This is a genomic window from Pantoea sp. CFSAN033090 (assembly GCF_001264395.1).
Taxonomy (GTDB): Bacteria; Pseudomonadota; Gammaproteobacteria; order Enterobacterales; family Enterobacteriaceae; genus Pantoea; species Pantoea agglomerans.
Window position 1 is genome coordinate 1 of the sequence record NZ_LGYX01000023.1, and the last position, 17,263, is coordinate 17,263.

Consider the following 17,263-nt stretch of genomic DNA (forward strand, 5'->3'; position numbering starts at 1 on the left):
GCGGTGGTGACCATCAGCGACCAATCGGGCGCGGTGCTGGGCAGCAGCACGGCAAACAGCAGCGGCGTATGGACGTTCGCGGTGGCGGAGCTGGCAGACGGTGAGCACGTCTTTACGGCATCGGTAACCAACGCAGCGGGCAACAGCAGCGAGGCGAAATTTACCCTGAATGTGGATACCACACCGCCAGAACCAGTGATCATCCAGTCATTACAGGATGACGTCGGTACATTGCAGTTCACCTCACCAGTGGCAGGTAATGTCATTGACGATCCGGCGCCGACCTTTACCGGCAAGGCGGAAAAAGGCTCGCTGGTTACGCTTTATGACAATGGCATCCTGCTTGCGACAGTGACGGCAGATGCACAGGGTGAGTGGAGCTATACGCCGACCACTAACCTGCTGGAAGGGACACACGGTATTACGGCGACGGCAACGGATGCTGCAGGTAACGTCAGTGAAATCAGCAGTAGCTGGGATTTTATTATCGATATCACAGCGCCTAACGTTGGGATTTCAGGAAACTCAGAGGAGTCACTGAGCGGTGTTACTGAGCCTGGCGTTGTGGTTGTCATTGTCGATAAGAACGGCACGGAATATAGCGTAGTAGCCGATCAGCAGGGTAAATGGGTGATAGCACCTAACCCAATCTCAGCTGGCGAGTCAGGAGAGATCTACGCTATCGATCCAGCAGGGAACAAGGGCGATACAGTGGCCTTCCAGGGATCTGCACTGGCTACGTATAGCTTGCTGAATGAAAGTATGCAGGTGAACACTACCACCACTGGAGACCAGCTTAACCCGTCGACGACCCGGCTGGCGGACGGCCGCATCGTGGTGACGTGGCAGGGCGCAGGTGTCTCCGGCACCGAAGTTTACATGCAGCTCTTTGAGGCCGACGGTATACGTAAAATCGGCACCGAGCAGCAGGTGAACCAGCGCACGGCCAACAATCAGGACAGCCCGCAGGTGATCGCGCTGACCGACGGCGGCTTTCTGATTGTCTACGAGTCCAACGTTAACGGACTGGACAACAGCGGCGACGGCGTGATGGCGCGCCGCTACGGCGCCGATGGCCAGGCGGTGACCGATGAGTTCCAGGTGAACACCACCTACAGCGGTGCGCAGAACCGTCCGGGTGCGATGGCAACCGCCGACGGCGGCTACATCATCAGCTGGGAAGACCAGGGCACAGGCATCGTGCAGCGCAGCTACGGGGCGGATAACCAGCCGGTGACGGGCGAAGTGACGGTGGCAACCGGCAAGGGCATGGGCAGCTCCGGCGGGTCGGAAATGGCGGCCTTTACCGATGCGGCGCACGGCGGCATGTACGTGACCGTGTGGAACGCCACCAGCGGTCCGGGTGACACCAGCGGCAGCGGGGTTGTCGGGCAGATTTTTGCCGCAGACGGCACGCCACTGGGGGGTAACTTCCAGGTGAACACCACCACGGACAGCTCCCAGAACTATCCGGACGTTATCACCCTGAACGACGGCAGCATCGTGGTGTTCTGGGACAGCAGCGACAGCGGCACCAGCGGCTCTGACATCCGCGCAGTGCACTACCGCGTGGATGCCGCCACCGGGACGCTGACGCTGGTCGGCAGCGGTGACTTCATCGTCAACAGCTACACCAGCGGCAAGCAGTATAAGCCGGTCGGCGTGGCGCTGGATGATGGCGGCTACCTGCTTATCTGGGGCTCTGAAGGCGGCGACGGGGATGGCTCGGCCATCTACGCACAGCGCTTTGATGCGAACGATAACAGGGTGGGACGCGAGTTCCTGGTGAACACCACCACGAGCGGCAACCAGGGTACCGGTGGCGACTCGGTGGATGCAACGCACATCTTTGACGCCGTGCTGACCGCGGACGGCAGCGTATACGTGACGTGGCAGTCGGACAACGTGGACGGTTCGGGAACCGGCATTGAAGGTATCGTGATTGACGTGGATGCGGCGTTCTACTCCGAGTACACGGTGAACACCACCACCACGGGAGCGCAGACGGTCTCGTCGGTAGCCAGCCTGCCGGACGGCGGCGCCATCGTGGTGTGGCAGTCGGCGAGCGGAGACGGCTCCGGCAGCTGTGTCAAGGGCCAGCTGCTGGATGCGAAAGGTCAGCCGGTCGGGGCGGAGTTCACGGTGAACACCACCACAGCGGGCGACCAGATCACGCCGCAGGTTACCGTGCTGTCAGATGGCACTTTCCAGGTGGTGTGGAGCACGGATTCCGGTGCGCATATCAAGGGTCAGGGCTATACCTACAGCTACGACGGTGCGGGTAACGTGAACGGCGTCGTGACTAATGGCGCAGAGTACAATGTGGACTCCAGCACCGCCGCCAGCAAAATGCGCGTTCCGGTGATCACTTCGCTGGAAGACGGCGGTTATCTGGTGGTTTGGGAAGCGAGCCTGAACGGCAACTGGACGGTTTATGGCCGTCAGTATGACGCAAACGGCACGCCGGTCACGGCGGAGACCGTGCTGGCAACCACGACCCTGAACGCAAATGCCATCATTCCTGAATGGGAGCCGTTACCATCTGTTACAACGCTGGAAAATGGCCAGGTTGCGATTACTTATGCGATTAAAGCCACTGGATATGATGTTGGTGTGTCAGTTTATGATCCGTCAACGCATGCTGTAACAGGCAGCTTCGTAGCGAACCAGACCCTGACTAACAATCAGGCGTCATCCGCAGTCAGTGCGCTGCAAAACGGTAACTACGTGGTGACCTGGGACTCTAACGATACCAGCGGACCGGATCAGAATGGTTACAGCGTCTGGGGCCGCATCTACGCGGCAGACGGTACGGCGCTGACCAGCGAGTTCCTGATCAACACCACGACGGCTGGCGATCAGCACATGGCGAGGGTGGTCAGTCAGGCTGACGGCAGCTTTATTGCCGTTTTCCTGTCAACAACCGACATCGCGCCGGGTGCAGGTACCAGCGGTATCTACGCACAGTACTTTGATGCTGCGGGTAATAAAGTGGGCCAGCAGATCCAGATCAACCAGCTGACCTATGGTGAGCAGGTTGAAGTCGATGCGACCTTCCTGGCGGGCGGTCAGCTCTACGTGACCTGGACCGATCAGGGCGTGGGCGACGGCGATGGCTCAGCAATCAAAGGCCGCTTAGTTGATCTGAACGAGACACTGGGACTGACGTCTGAAACGGGATCGACGCATATTGAGTATCAACCTGCTCAGTACGATCTTAATGGCACTTCAGGTAATGATGTACTGGATGCACGCGGCGCGAATTCCGTCGATGCAAAAGAGGGCGATGATACTATCGTCATTAACAGTACTCATTTTAGCAGTGTGAAAGGAGGAGAAGGTCACGATAAGCTGGTCTGGGATTCTAATAACGATTTAGAACTCGGAACGGTATCAGGCAAAATTAGTGGAATTGAAGCTATCCATCTGGGTAATAACACGGCGCAAACATTATTTATCAGCGTCAGCGATGTGCTCGAAATTACTAAAGATAATGGTAGTGAAGCGAACACATTACATATTACGGGAGATGTGGGAAGTTCAAACAATAGTAATGCAACTGATACCGTTAATATTGGAAAATCAGAATGGACGGCTTCAGCCGCACAAACTGAAAATGGCGTTAATTATGACGTCTATACCAATAATGATGACACCACTGTCAAGCTGTTAATCCAGCATGGCTTAAACGTTATCTGATAGAACTGGCGATGACTTCGGTCATCGCCAGCTTTTTTTCACATCAAACTCACCTGATGGGCCTGTTTAAGGCAGGCCCATCAGGTGAGCCCCAGATCTGATTGCGCAGATGAAAAAAATAAATAAAGGCATGTGAGCAGCATGTAAAACCTAAATATTTCTTTTTAGCAGAATTAACGTTGCCATATGACATGTCGGGCGGTTAAAACAGTTCCGGTCGCAGGATTGAATTAGCGACAGAGAAATTAGCCATCCCACTTTATTTGTTATTTTGAGTTAACTATGAAAAAAAACTTGTTCACTACAAAATCCAGATGTTCGCTGCATGGTTTAATTGCGGGGTTGCTATTTTTTAATCCCCTGTTAAATGCCCATGCAACGGACTTTATTGAAATGATTCGTATGACAGCCGACCATCCATCGGTAAAGTCTGCTTTATCAAACAGCACCGGTGCTATGTATGATATCGATCAGGCAAAAGCCGCTGATGGTTTTCAGATCAGCACGGGTATCAGCGCATCAGGATATTCAGGTCAACCCGGTTATGAGAATAACCCGGTCTCCCCGCATATCACTGTAAGTAAATTACTTTACGATCACGGACGTACTGATGCGAGCGTTGCCGGAAAGCAGGCTGCTTATTCCATGCAGCAGGCTCAGGTAAATGTCACGCGCGAAAATCTCAACGAGCAGGTGCTTTCTCTTTTCACCTCTGCAGCCACTAATGCCACAGTGGTCGCTGTGCTGGATAAAGAAATTAACGCACTGCAGGATCTGCTTAATCGGGTAAAGAATATTGCCAGTATTGATAGCGGCAGAGCTTCTGAGATCAATCAGGTTGCGACTCGCCTCAATTCCGTGATTGCCAGTCGTGAAATGAGCTACACCACCTATATACAAGCGCAGCAGCAACTCAGCTCGCTGCTGAACCACGAGATTGTTATCACCAGAGGCCTGCCCGATCTGAAAAAAGCGGGTCTGTTGCCCGCGTCACTGGCACAGGCACAACAGGTACTGAAAGAAAATCCCAACTGGGCGGTCTCACGCGAGCGTAAAGAAGAAGCGAGAGCCGCAGTGGATCTGGCCTCTAAGTGGAACAGGCCGAAATGGAGTGTGCAACTGAGTATGGACAGTCCAAAGCGCAACGGTGAAATGGAACCGTTTAAAGCGGTGACGTTACAGGTGAGCAGCGATATCAATCTTTGGGATGGTGGGGCTGGCAGGGCAAATGCCAAAGCTGAAACTCAGCGACTCATTGCCGCAGAGGCGGATCAGGATGCAACACTCCGGACATTGAAACAGCAGCTGGATCAGCTGTGGGTCTCCTTACCGCTTCGTGAACGCCAGCTCAATGCATTACAGAGACAGTCAGAAACCGCGTTGAAAACCTGGAAAGCGGGGGAAGTACAGTTCTTCGCGGGGCAGCGTCCGTTAACGGATTTAATCTCGTTTGCTACCGACTATTACACCAGTCTCGCAAGTTATCAGGAGCAGCAGATGCAGTATCTGGCTGCGCAATGGAACATCGTTGCGGCACTGGGTAAAACCAGCCAACTGGTGCAGAAGGTTAACGCTTTACCAGCGAATACCATCGAAGCGGTGCACTAATCACGCTGACGTAAAAAACGAGTATTTCTGGCCGCTGTCATGCTTTGCCGCCAGACCAGAATGAATTAGTTGTCCAGGGGACGCCATTGTGACTGATATACAATTTGAGCCTGCTGGCTCTGAACTGAATGCTGAAAACAGAGTGTTATCCAGATCGCCATCAGATACGCAGGAGACTTTGCTGGTTGCACTGCAAAGCGCACTGCGCCTGTTTGACGTCCGGCTTACGCTAAATGCTTTACGTGTGGGTATGCCTGCATTTCCACCAGACGCTGATATCAGCGCCCAGAATGACTGGGCATTGCGCACGCTGCAGAGCCGCGGCATGAGTGCTGCCTGGCAGAAGATTGACCTGACGGATGTGAAAAGCTTTGTTCTCCCCGCCATCATGCGTCTGGAAACGGGCTACTGCGTGCTGACACAGTGTAGCGAAAAGAAGTGCGCCATTATCGATCCCGCACTGGGCAGCCAGCCTGTTGAGGTCGATTTCGCTCGCCTGGCTCAGCACTATAGCGGCGAGTTGTTGCTGCTGCGACCTAAGTCTTATCTTGATCATCGTGCCGATGACATTGTCCATGTCGGTAAAGGGCACTGGTTCTGGAATACTTTGTGGGGATTCAAACGTTATATCTTTGAAGCCGCCGCATTGTCAGTCGTTATTAACCTGCTCGTTCTGGCGATGTCCGTATTCACCATGACGGTTTATAACCGGGTACTGCCTAACCAGACCTACGTAACACTCTGGACGATGGCTATCGGCGTGAGTCTGGCGTTGCTGTTTGAACTGGCTGCACGGCTGGGTCGGGCCTGGATTACCGATCGCGCCGGTAAAAAGATCGATCTGGTGTTGGGCGCACAACTTTTTCGTCACGTGCTGAACGGCAAAATGTCGGGTCGAGCCCAATCCAGCGGTGCATTTGGCAATGTCATGCAAAGCTTTGACAGCGTCCGCGAGCTTACTACGTCAGCCGCTTTAACGACGGTTGCTGACTTACCCTTTGTTTTACTCTTCCTGGTTGTAATCCATCTGGTTGCCGGGCCACTGGTCTGGTGTGTGATCCTGATATTAGTGGTCATCGTGGCGATGGTGCTGCTGATGCAGATCCCTTTGAAACGCCACGCTGAAGAGTCAATGAAAATAGGCAGTAACCGTTACGGTCTGGTTATTGAATCACTGGATAATCTTGAAACCATTAAAGTTCTGCGTGCTGAAAACCTGGTCGCCTCTAAACACGATGTTGCCAGCGTAAAACTCTCTGCAGTGAATATGAAATCGCGGTTCCTTGCCACTATGGGCTCAAGCGTTATTCAGACGACCCAGCAGTTTGGCACCGTTATTCTGCTGGTCTGGGGTGCTTATCTGGTCGGTGATGGTGATATCTCAATGGGGGGCATCATTGCCACTATGACCCTGATGGGGCGCGCCATAATGCCCATAGCAACGCTTGCCGCACTGGGATTGCGTATTCAGCAGGCAAAAACCTCGCTGGCCATCCTCAATAAAGTGATGCAGGCCCCTGCTGAACGCGATAATGAGAAGGTTTATGTGCAGCTTCCCCAGGGCAGCCAGACCGGGATTGTCTGTCAGGGCGTTTCATTACGTTATAAAGACGATTTACCGGCCATCGTTGAGCAGCTTGATGTCCGGTTCTGTCAGGGCGAGCGGGTTGCCATACTGGGCAAAATGGGCAGCGGTAAATCTTCGCTGCTGCGCATGCTGGTTGGGCTATATCCACCCACAACAGGCACGATCACCATTGCTGGCGTAGATATTGGCCAGGTCGAGCCGGTGGAATTACGGACTCGTATCGCGCTGGTCAATCAGGAACCACGTTTTATGTATGGTTCGCTGCGTGACAACCTGGTGATGGGAGCACCCTATGCCAGCGACGAAGAACTGATGGCCGCTGCAAAAATGACCGGGGTGAGTGATATTGTCGCGGCCCATCCCATGGGCTTTGGTATGCCTGTCAGTGAGCGTGGTGAAAACTTTTCCGGCGGACAAAAGCAGGCGATAGCCCTGGCTCGCGCCATTCTGTCGAATCCGGATGTTCTGCTACTGGACGAACCTACATCGGGGATGGATATGGGGTCGGAACGCACTATCCTGCAGGCGCTCATCCCGGCAATGGAAGGCCGAACCGTGATTATCGTGACCCACCGTCCGGCAGTGCTGAAATACGTTGATCGGGTGATTGTGATGGATGAAGGCATCAAAGTAGCTGATGGGCCGCGTGAAGAGATTATCGGTTTATTAAACAGCGGGAAGATCCCGGCCGCATCGGTGCTGCGTAACGCAGCGAAACATGCTGGCGTTGAGATAAGCACAGAGCGTCAGCCACAATCTGGCGAGGTAACAGTATGAGCAGCCTGTCCCCTGATAAAAACGTTGACCAAAAGCGCCTGACCGAACATACAGCCAGTGACATGGTGAGGGCCGCCCGTCAGGATCGCTGGGAAGGCTGGCTATTTATTGCCTGGGGCAGCGTGGCGTTAATGGTGCTGGTAATCGTCTGGGCCGCCAATTTCAACATCGAAGAGGTGACAACCGGGTCAGCCAAAATTGTTCCCAGTTCCCGCGAACAGGTTTTGCAAAGCCTGGAGGGCGGTATTTTGCAGGAGTTAATGGTGCATGAAGGCGATACGGTTGAAAAAGGTCAGGTTGTGGCCAAAATCGATCCCACGCGCGCCGAAGCCTCCTTCCGCGAAAGCGCTAACCGCCTGCTGGCACTGAAAGCCCAGGCCGCGCGTCTTGAAGCAGAAGCGACCGGCAGCGAGCTTGTGTTCCCGCCAGAGGTCATGAAAGTACCTGAACTGGTTACCCGTGAAACCGATGCCTGGAAACTACGCAAAAGGGCGGTAAATGAGTCAATAGAGGGCTATCTGAAGTCAAAAACATTGCTGCAGAAAGAGCTTGAAATGGCGCGACAGCTCTCAGCCAGATCGCTGCTGTCAAAAACTGAGGTTCTGAAACTTGAGCGTCAGATGAATGATGCCGAATTGCAAATTACCGAGCGAAAAAACCGCTACCGTAACGAGGCTAACGATGAACTGTCCAAAGTCGATGTTGAGATGACAAGCCTGCAGGAAACTGCCCATGGCCGCCATGATACGCTTGAGCGTACTGAAGTCCGCACGCCAGTACGAGGCATTGTTAACAGTATTAAAATCAATACGCTTGGCGGTGTGATCCAGCCTGGTGCCGCAATAATGGAGGTGACACCATTGGATGACCAGCTGCTGGTGGAAACTCGTATCCGGCCCTCTGATGTGGCTTTTCTGGCGCCCGGTCAGGAAGCTGTGGTAAAAATTTCTGCCTATGACTATTCGATTTATGGCGGCCTGACCGGACATGTTCAAAGTATCAGTTCGGGCGCGCTAAAAGATGAGGAAAGTAAGGCTGCCCGCAGGCCAGGCGTCGATGATACTTATTACCGGGTGATGGTATTAACGGAAAATAATACGCTGACGAAAAGCGGCAGTCAGGAACTACGGGTTATTCCCGGTATGACGGCCACCGTTGATATTCGTACGGGCGAGAAGAGCCTGCTGCAATATCTCTTGCGTCCTCTGTTGCGCGTACAGGAAGCGTTTCGCGAAAAGTAAAACCTGCCCTGAATGTAAAAAAGCCAGCGCTATAGCTGGCTTTTTTACACAGAAGTCCGGAATTATTTCAGAATGAAGAGCCGATCAACATCGATTTCGCTATGCCCGTCATCGCGATCTACCTCACCCGTTATCCGTACCTTTTTACCAATAAGGAAGCCGTCGTCGTCTTCGTCATCCTCGTCGACATCAATACGGATACGACCCGTTGAGTCCTGTAACCAGTAGTGGTCATCGTCAGCCCGTCCACTAATCGTACCGGTAAGGGTAACATGACGTTCGTCTCGCATGTTTTTTGCTTCTGCGATGGTGGACTCCTGCCGTGCGAAAGCGGATCCTGAGCAGATCAAGGCCAGCAGCATCCATAATGTTTTTTTCATTAACACCTCCTGTTATACGAGCGCTTGCTGCACGTTGATTCTAAAAACTAAAACGGTAGCCAGCATTAACCTGACGTTGGTTAAAACGTTTTCCGTCTACCATATCGGCCTCCAGGAAGAGCGTATGGCTGCTGATTTGGGCACTCAGGCCGACGCCGTTATTCCAGCCATTTCCTTTAAAGGAAAGACGTTCATTTGATCCGTTCAGAGCATAAGCAGCATCCCCGGCATACTCGCGCATTACACCCGTTTTTACATAGGTGTTGAGTTTGTAATTGCTCTGATTGATTTCATACCCTGCCAGCACGCTTGCCCGGCTCATCAGTGATTTGTAGCTTGAAAGTGTGATATTGAGACCATTAGACGCACCTACGGAAGCACCATCCTGATGACCTGCTGTCAGCTGTAGTTGTGGTTCAAGATAAAAACCTGCCAGCCGATCAGAGAAGCTGAACTTTTTGCCCGCCTCAAGCGATCCGCTCAGACCTGAAGAGACACCGTTACCGGATACCTGGTTATTCTGTGTATCGTGAACATTGAACTGATTCCTTAGCCGGTTGACTTTCACAACGCCATCAACATAGAAACCGGCATCATTTACCCAGGTGGTGTAGAAGCCATAATGCTCAGAACGGATGTTGCCGTTACCATTTTGGTAATGAGGCGATCCTTCAGTTACCCCCATGAACAGGCCCAGATAGATCGGAATTTCATCGGACAAACGTTTATCGACCCCAAACTGATAACCGGTGTAGTTCAGGCTGAAACGGCTCAGCTTGCCATTATCAAAGCCGCTGAACCGTCCATCTATAGCGCGCAGCCAGACATTCCCGGCTGTCTTACCCTGACGAACATCACCCATACGCTGCATCAGCGTCTGCATTTCGGCATAGTTCATCAGATAGCCAGTGTTGAGGAAGTTAGCCCCTGCGTTGGCCGTGCTGGTAATAGGGGAAGTTGCGTTGTCTTGCCCGGCAGGCGCCGTGCCACCGTTATCGGCTGGAGTCGCGGCAGGCTCATTGGCAGGAGTCGCGGCAGGCTCATTAGCAGGAGTCGCGGCAGGCTCATCCGCAGGGATAACGGCCGGATCATCTGCTTCAGGGGTTTCTGGTGCTTTAGGTGAGGAGAGTACCCAGTTGTTGCCTTGCTTATTGACCGAGTAAACATAGCCACCAAGTTCCACGTCGGCGTTACCTTTAAAGGTGGCGATGCCATCAGTCGTTTCAACCACAGTCAGTACTTCGTTGCCAGTGGTGACGGCACTGCCGCGGTTCTGTATGGTCAGACCGTAATCACCGGAACTACTCTCTGTCACCACAACTTTATCGCCAATGTTATTCACGCCAGCACCATCGCCTGCCAGATTGGTGCGCAAGGCGAAGTCGCCGCTGCCGCTGAGGTTGGCGATAGTCAATGTTGAATAGGTTGCGTCATCCGAGGCTGCAGAGAGGTCAACCAGCGAGTTACTCAATGTCAGATTATCGACATTGGATGTTCGCGATACATTCCAGGTGCTGTCGGTCAGATTAACGTTCAGATGGCCATTATTGACGTTATCGCTGCTGGCGCTGCCAGACCAGAGTGAACCCGATGTCAGATTGAGGTCGATGAGTCCGGCCCGGGATAAAACGCTACCAACGATCTGCGCTTTTCCGTCGGTGGTGATGACACCTGCTGTATAACCTTCATCATATCGCGTAGCCATGGCTATCCCATCCGGGGAGCTCATATCAATGGTCAAATCACCCGTAAGATTCGCTTTACCACCAGCCATGGCGTAGACACCTGTAGCATTCTCCGGGCCGGTAATGGTCACTGCATCACCGTTAACTGTGCCACCGCTTGTGGACCAAATACCCAGGGTCATGGTATCCACATTTTTCATCATAATATCGGTGTTCTGCAGATTAATGGTTGCGCCGGTTGACTGTGCGGATACGCCATAAAAACCTGCTGAATAGACCGTATTGCGTTCTTCTTCACTGCCAATGAAGTTAACGATGGCATTGTCGCCCATAGCCACAATGCCGCCAGTCTGATCAGAGGAGATCACGCTACCAGCACCAATGTTTGACAGGCTGTTGTCACGGCCTGACAGACCTGCAGAGGTCTCACCCGCAGTACTGATTGTCAGATGATCGGCCTTCAGCTCACCCCAGCTCCAGATGCCAGCAGAAAGATCGCCAGTGGTAATAATGGTCGAGTTACTGCCCAGATCAACAGAACCATTATCCTGGATATTAATACCCTGCGAATTATTGCCAAGGGTGTTGATCGTCAATGCATTTGCTTTCAACGTGGCCACGCCATTAATCGACTCACCGGTCAGGTTATCAACCTGAACGGCATTACTGTTAAGACCATTCGTCTGTAAATTACTGTCGTCGCCCAGACTGGCGTGACTTCCGTAACCACTGACGCGCAGAGCCGTTCCGCCAGTGCCCTGGGTGCTTATTTGCAGGTTATTTGCCTGCAGCGAGGAACTATTGCTGACAACGACGCCCTCGGCGAAAGAATCACCTGATGCTACCGTGGTGACCGAGGAACCGGATCCTAAACTGGCGGTTACATTTTTTCCGCCGAACTCAATGCCGACCGCTGTTTTACCGGAAACGTTGAGGGTTAACTTATCTGCAGTAAATTCACTGTTTGCCGCTTCAATAAAAATCCCTTTTGCATAACGTTCAGCATCTGTCACGCGAACTGTGCTGCCGCTGCCGATGGTAACCGTTGCGGCGGTAGCGCCATTAACCAGGATGCCATAATAACCGTCGCCAGATGACTGGTCGGCAATCAGCGTGGTGCCATCAGTTAAGATGATCTCATTGCCTGTCTGGCTTCCGATGACTGCAGCATAGCTAATCAGAGGCACAACCCCCATCCCACTTGCCAGCATTAGTGCTTTTGCGATTTTATTTCGCGGGAATTTATTATTCATCTCAGTCACTCTTCCTTAAGATTTTATTAATAGTCTGATCGTTAAATGGCACCTGAATCATGAGTTGTTATTCAGGTGTTAAGCAGCAGCGATATTTAAGCGATACCAATAAGTTGTAGGTTTTATTGATCCCATTAATGGCAGTGCACATACAAATGTTGCGGGATTATGCAGCGGGAAAAGGATTTATGTAAAGGCATCGCAAGTGTGCCTGTTTTAAGTAAACGTTAAAGGCGATGCCCTATTTGCGAGGAATTTCCATTAAAAATTAAGATAATGCATCGATTGTAATAATGGGTTTTTTGTTAATTATCGTCACATGCATTCTAATTTTGGCTTTATTCATTTTAATCACTGCATTAAAGGTCTATCTGCTTATGTGTCGCGTAAGGTTGTTAAGCGCGGGTTTAGTGGCAGCACGCTATAATTATGTATCGCTACCCGCAGAGGTGAGTGCAGAGTGGACGGCAGAATGGAAACATGATGATTGTCACCCCTGAGGTTAACATGTGGCCGGAGAAAGGAGGATTCCTGATAAAGTCGTTGTTGTGCTATCAGACTTAATCACACCACTGGAGGGTAAATGCTTAATTCACAAAAATAAGGTTAAGAGAGGTTTTATGTTCGTCACAAACAGGTTAGCAGGAGTTTCACTGATGTTACTGGCTTCACTACTTATCGCCTGCACACCGCACAGCAAGGAACCGCAGCGTTTAACAATGCGTAATCCAGCCAGTGAATATTGCGTTAATCGCGGTGGTCAGCAGGTCCAGGAAAAATCTTCGGCAGGTATAACAACCTATTGCCTGCTACCCTCTGGAGAAAGGATTGAGCAGTGGGCTCTGTATCATCGTGACCATCTGAAATGAATTCCCGTTTTGTTCGCCTGCATGCTCCCTGTTCGGGCGAACAACATTTAAATTTAATGGTATTGCATCATCTGAATGTGCTTAATACACCCTTGCTTAACGACTGAGCAGCCTTTTTTATCACCCTGACACGATTTGCCGTTCCGGGATCGGTGCTGGTGGAGCATGAGCTAAATTGGCAGCATATCGCCTGAACAGATAATCATTATCGTAGTCGTGTGAGTCCGGAAGGCATTATTTGTACGAGCTTTTCTGAATACAACAGATGAAGCCAGTTTTGGCGTCATATTTAAAACGGTTTACAGTGGTCTGGCAGGTTTGTCTTACTATTTCTTACAGCGCTTTATGTCGTGCGTTTGTTGAGAATGACAGAGCATCACAGCACTAAAGGTGATGCTCTGATTTATCTGTTCACCGATTCTGCCCGACGGAGATCAAAATGCATCGCGCCAGGATTATCAGGAATTGATGATCTGCAGGGTGATCAGCCCTCAGCAGATAATGGGTTATGAGTGATCCTGCCCTCCTTTTTTCACCTCAGCACACCAGTCTCCATACTTCTGAAGGAACTTCACTGTAGGTTTCATTCATTATTAGTTCGGCTTTACGATGATCGTAAGCGCCTTCAAATGAAGAGAGGTCGTCACCAGGCAGTTTTTTCCGCATATAGCTTGTTACGATATCCAGAATATCGGTTGACGGGCAGTTCCTTAACTTATTCAGATAGTAGACTTTGTCCATAATATTCTTGCTGATTTAACCTGTGAAATGAGCTTATACGCAGTCTGAACTTAATTTAAGCAGACGCGCCGTTATATCAATGCTGCCAGGCGAGAGTAAGCGGCTCCTGACACCAGATATACTTGTTTCCTTACGCATCGGATACATTCGGGCGCGATCACTCGCACGCGAAGTTCCATTAGCCGGCTAAGCGAAAGGTTAATTTCTGAAAGTAAATTTTAATGGCATGATACATTAATTTAATATCTTCATTGATTTTGCTGATCTTCCCCAATCCCATAACAAATTGAACAGAAAAGCATAGGTCAGAAAAAATAGCACCAGTCCGGATTCAAGTCTCAATGCTGAGAATAGCGTAATATCCAGCCACCATGCTGCAAAGGGGATTAACACTAATAACAGACCCGCCTCAAACAGAACGGCATGGAGGCATCTCACTCGCAAGTTCTTTTTAAATCCTGTTTTTAGCTGAACACTGTCAAACATCAGGTTGAAAAGGTAGTTCCATCCCATAGCCAGAGTTGATGAAACCAATGTAAGCAACAACGACTGCGATGGTGCTGCGGAGGTAAAAATAATCAGGATAAAGAAAACCAGCACATTAGCGACAACTTCGAATACCACCGCGTGCAGCACTCTCTCAGTTCTGGTACGCACCGGATATAAACACTTTTCCAAATCATACGCTCATTAATTAGTCAGGCACCGAACTGGCGCAGGAAAAATTCAGGGTGGCCGTAATATTAGTGAAACGGTTCTTCATACTGCCCTGTTTTAAACCGACGAGAACTTAGCATCAACCTGGCAGAAAGTGAAACCCAATAGGAATATGACGATAAAAACCCATTAAGTTTTGATATTGATCAACGCTGCAAAGTACGCTTTTAATGGCTAACCGTTCAGGACTGCGAGTGTTATTCCTGCTCTGTTTCCGCACCTCTGTCGCACATTAATTCACCCGTTTCACTTCGCTGTTTGTTCAGTCGGATACGATATTAACGTCATCAGCCTGCATCTGAATATTAAAACCATAAAAAATGCATATATAGATTTATCTTTTAATATTTAGATGATAGTTAGATTTTTTATCTGACATAAAGGGGCGGTTTCAGCTTGTCACTGCGATCAGATTATCTGTGGCAGGCTGTTTTCTATGCACTTCTGAGCCAGTGAGCCACTTTCCCGGGCACTGCTTCGCGCGGGAAATAGTGCTGAATGCAATGATCGACGGCAGGTAAAGCATATTTCTTTACCGGTGGATATGACACAACGGGCAATCTTTACAGACAGTTTTCTGCCGTATAAATGATGAAATCCACTTTTCCGTTAATGTAGATATCGGGTTTCTCTCCCTGCTCCAGATAATTCAGCATCAGCTGCAGCGCGAGCTGGGCATGCTGCCCGGTGTTTTGATCCAGTGTCAGCGCAACGCTCTGCTGCGCCATCAGCGTGCGGGTGGTGGCGTAAAGCTCATGAGTGATCCAGATGCACTGATTCAGCCGACGATGTCGTGCCAGCGCCTGCCCGATCTCGGTATTCCCCAGCCCGGTGTTATAAATGCCCTGGAGATGACCGCTCTGAACCAGCTGCTTCTCCAGCAACTTACTGAGGGTGTCGCGATTTTCCTGGGCGGCCAGAACTTCACGTAACTGAAGATGGGGAAACCGACTGGTTATCAGGTCACGGAACCCTTCAATACGCTGACGATGTGCGCTGTAATCCCGGTGCCCACTGACCATCAACACCTCACCGGGTTGATGCAGCATTTTGCCCATCAGCTGAGCGGCTGTACGTCCGGCCTGCAACTGATTGATCCCCACATGACAGAGTCGGGCGGCACCGGGTAAATCGGTGACCAGCGAGATCACCGGTACGCCACGCGCCTGGCAATGGTCCAGCGCCTCATAGATCGCCGGATGTTCATGGGCAAAAACGATCAGACCATCCCGTGTCTCACCGCCCTGCCTGATAAGCTTTGCCAGACGTTCTGGCTGAGCCTCGGGGACAAAAGTGCGGCGCAGCGTTAACCGGCGATAGCCCAGATGCGAGGCAACCTCAGTAAAATCCTGTGCCAGCTGCTTAAAGAAAAACGAATCGTTGCTGCTCAGCAGCAGTTCTATCTGCCACGGATGACGATGCTCCTCCGGCAGGATCCGCTTCAGCCCGACTTCACGTGCTGCCTGCAGCACCCTGTGAACCGTCTCCGGCGCGACGCCGCCACGTTCATTGAGCACCCGATCCACGGTTGCCAGTCCCACACCTGCCCGTCGGGCGACCTCTTTCAGCGACATGCCGATCTCCTCTGAGGTAAACACCTCAAAACACCGTGCCGCCAGTGTAAAACGCAGCGTTATCCTGCAGATGCATCTTTCTGCCGGACTATGATGGAGTTCAAAAAAATGAATAAAAAGCAACGTGTTGCCCTGCTGGGGTGTGGCTTTATTGGTGAAGTTCATGCCGCGAATCTTCAGGCGCACCCCGGAGTTGAGTTGGTATGGGTCGCGGATGCAGAACCTACTCGCGCCGCCGCCTTTGCGACCCGCTTTGGTGCCCGGTCCGCGTCTGTCTCCGAGGCGATAAATGATGGGCAGATTGATATGGTGCTGATCGCCAGCGCGACGCCGACCCATGCTGACTTACTGGAAGCCGCAGCCCGCGCCGGTAAAGCCATCTACTGTGAAAAACCGGTCGATCTCTCTCTTGATCGGGCCCGCTCTGCCGTGGCTAATGTTCTTCCTTACAACGTGCCGGTCACAGTAGGGTTTAATCGGCGTTTTGATGTCAGCCATCAACAGCTGAAGCAACAACTCCGCCAGGGGCGGATCGGCCCGGCGGAACTGATTCAGATGGTCTGCCGCTCCTCAGCCATGCCGCCGCTGGCCTATCTTCAGGCGTCCGGAGGACAGATGCGCGATCAGGCTATCCACTTTTTTGACCTGTTGCGCTGGCTGACTGAAGAGGAGGTGACCGAGGTGGCAGCGATGGGTGCAGCGCTGGCTCTGCCCTCGATCAGCGAATTTGACGACGTGGACACCAGCACGTTGCTATTGCGGCTGCAGGGCGGGGCGCTGGCACAGCTCGATAATGTCCGCCGCACCGGCTATGGCTACGATGAACGCATCAGTGTGATGGGACCGCACGGGATGCTGGAATCAGCCTCTCAGCCACAGCGCGGCGTCAGCTGCTATCAGGGTGCGCAGATTCAGCAGCCAGGCTTGTTGCCCGACTGGTTCAGCCGGGTGCAGCCAACTTACTATGCTCATCTGGATGCGTTTATCCGATCGCTGAACGGTGAGCAGGTTGACGATCTTCCTGGCCTTGAGGATGGACTGAAAGCCCAGGCGATTGCGGAAGCTGCGGTGATCTCCCTGGCGGAACGGCGTTTCTGTGCGGTGGAAAAACTACCGTTCTGATTCAGCGTG

General features: G+C 51.8%; 11 protein-coding genes. 6 read left to right on the plus strand and 5 right to left on the minus strand.

Features of this window, described 5'->3' with window-relative positions; genetic code table 11:
* The 4 genes from AFL22_RS18085 to AFL22_RS18100 form a co-directional block, all read left to right on the plus strand.
* The coding region (locus AFL22_RS18085) for an Ig-like domain-containing protein (protein WP_197276790.1) at nt 1–3,699 on the plus strand (3,699 nt) is incomplete at its 5' end.
* Nucleotides 3,700–4,092: 393 nt separating this feature from the next.
* Nucleotides 4,093–5,307 carry a TolC family protein gene (locus AFL22_RS18090; protein WP_072123945.1) on the plus strand — a complete coding sequence of 405 codons (1,215 nt, stop codon included), beginning with the start codon at nt 4,093–4,095 and terminating at the stop codon, nt 5,305–5,307.
* A gap of 142 nt (nt 5,308–5,449) precedes the next feature.
* Nucleotides 5,450–7,672: a type I secretion system permease/ATPase gene (locus AFL22_RS18095; RefSeq protein WP_256850032.1), complete on the plus strand. Its 2,223-nt coding sequence runs from the start codon at nt 5,450–5,452 to the stop codon at nt 7,670–7,672.
* A complete protein-coding gene (locus AFL22_RS18100) occupies nt 7,669–8,913 on the plus strand; it encodes an HlyD family type I secretion periplasmic adaptor subunit (protein ID WP_010257175.1) in 1,245 nt (414 codons plus the stop codon). Before AFL22_RS18095 ends, AFL22_RS18100 begins: the two co-directional genes overlap by 4 nt.
* 62 nt (nt 8,914–8,975) lie before the next feature.
* On the opposite strand, the gene AFL22_RS18105 is transcribed toward AFL22_RS18100, so the two are convergent.
* Both AFL22_RS18105 and AFL22_RS18110 read right to left on the minus strand, forming a co-directional pair.
* Nucleotides 8,976–9,293 carry a NirD/YgiW/YdeI family stress tolerance protein gene (locus tag AFL22_RS18105; RefSeq protein ID WP_033760000.1) on the minus strand — a complete coding sequence of 106 codons (318 nt, stop codon included), beginning with the start codon at nt 9,291–9,293 and terminating at the stop codon, nt 8,976–8,978.
* Between the two features lie 40 nt (nt 9,294–9,333).
* On the minus strand, nt 9,334–12,231 hold the full coding sequence (locus AFL22_RS18110; protein WP_052271858.1) for an autotransporter outer membrane beta-barrel domain-containing protein: 2,898 nt from the start codon (nt 12,229–12,231) through the stop codon (nt 9,334–9,336).
* Between the two features lie 656 nt (nt 12,232–12,887).
* On the opposite strand from AFL22_RS18110, the gene AFL22_RS23575 reads away from it, so the two are divergent.
* Nucleotides 12,888–13,100 (plus strand): DUF333 domain-containing protein, encoded by a 213-nt coding sequence (locus tag AFL22_RS23575; RefSeq protein WP_223566314.1) that lies wholly within the window; start codon nt 12,888–12,890, stop codon nt 13,098–13,100.
* Between the two features lie 537 nt (nt 13,101–13,637).
* Here AFL22_RS23575 and AFL22_RS24670 read toward each other — a convergent pair.
* The 3 genes from AFL22_RS24670 to AFL22_RS18125 all read right to left on the minus strand — a co-directional run bounded on the left by AFL22_RS24670 (nt 13,638) and on the right by AFL22_RS18125 (nt 16,132).
* Nucleotides 13,638–13,841 carry an Hha/YmoA family nucleoid-associated regulatory protein gene (locus tag AFL22_RS24670; protein WP_010257166.1) on the minus strand — a complete coding sequence of 68 codons (204 nt, stop codon included), beginning with the start codon at nt 13,839–13,841 and terminating at the stop codon, nt 13,638–13,640.
* 234 nt (nt 13,842–14,075) lie between these two features.
* Entirely contained in the window at nt 14,076–14,519 is a 444-nt protein-coding gene (locus tag AFL22_RS18120) for a PACE efflux transporter (RefSeq protein WP_033744181.1), read from the minus strand.
* A 602-nt stretch (nt 14,520–15,121) separates the two neighbouring features.
* Entirely contained in the window at nt 15,122–16,132 is a 1,011-nt protein-coding gene (locus tag AFL22_RS18125; RefSeq protein ID WP_052271859.1) for a LacI family DNA-binding transcriptional regulator, read from the minus strand.
* 108 nt (nt 16,133–16,240) lie between these two features.
* Here AFL22_RS18125 and AFL22_RS18130 point away from each other — a divergent pair, with 108 nt between their 5' ends.
* Nucleotides 16,241–17,254 (plus strand): Gfo/Idh/MocA family oxidoreductase, encoded by a 1,014-nt coding sequence (locus AFL22_RS18130; RefSeq protein WP_052271919.1) that lies wholly within the window; start codon nt 16,241–16,243, stop codon nt 17,252–17,254.
* The last annotated feature ends 9 nt before the right edge of the window (nt 17,255–17,263 follow it).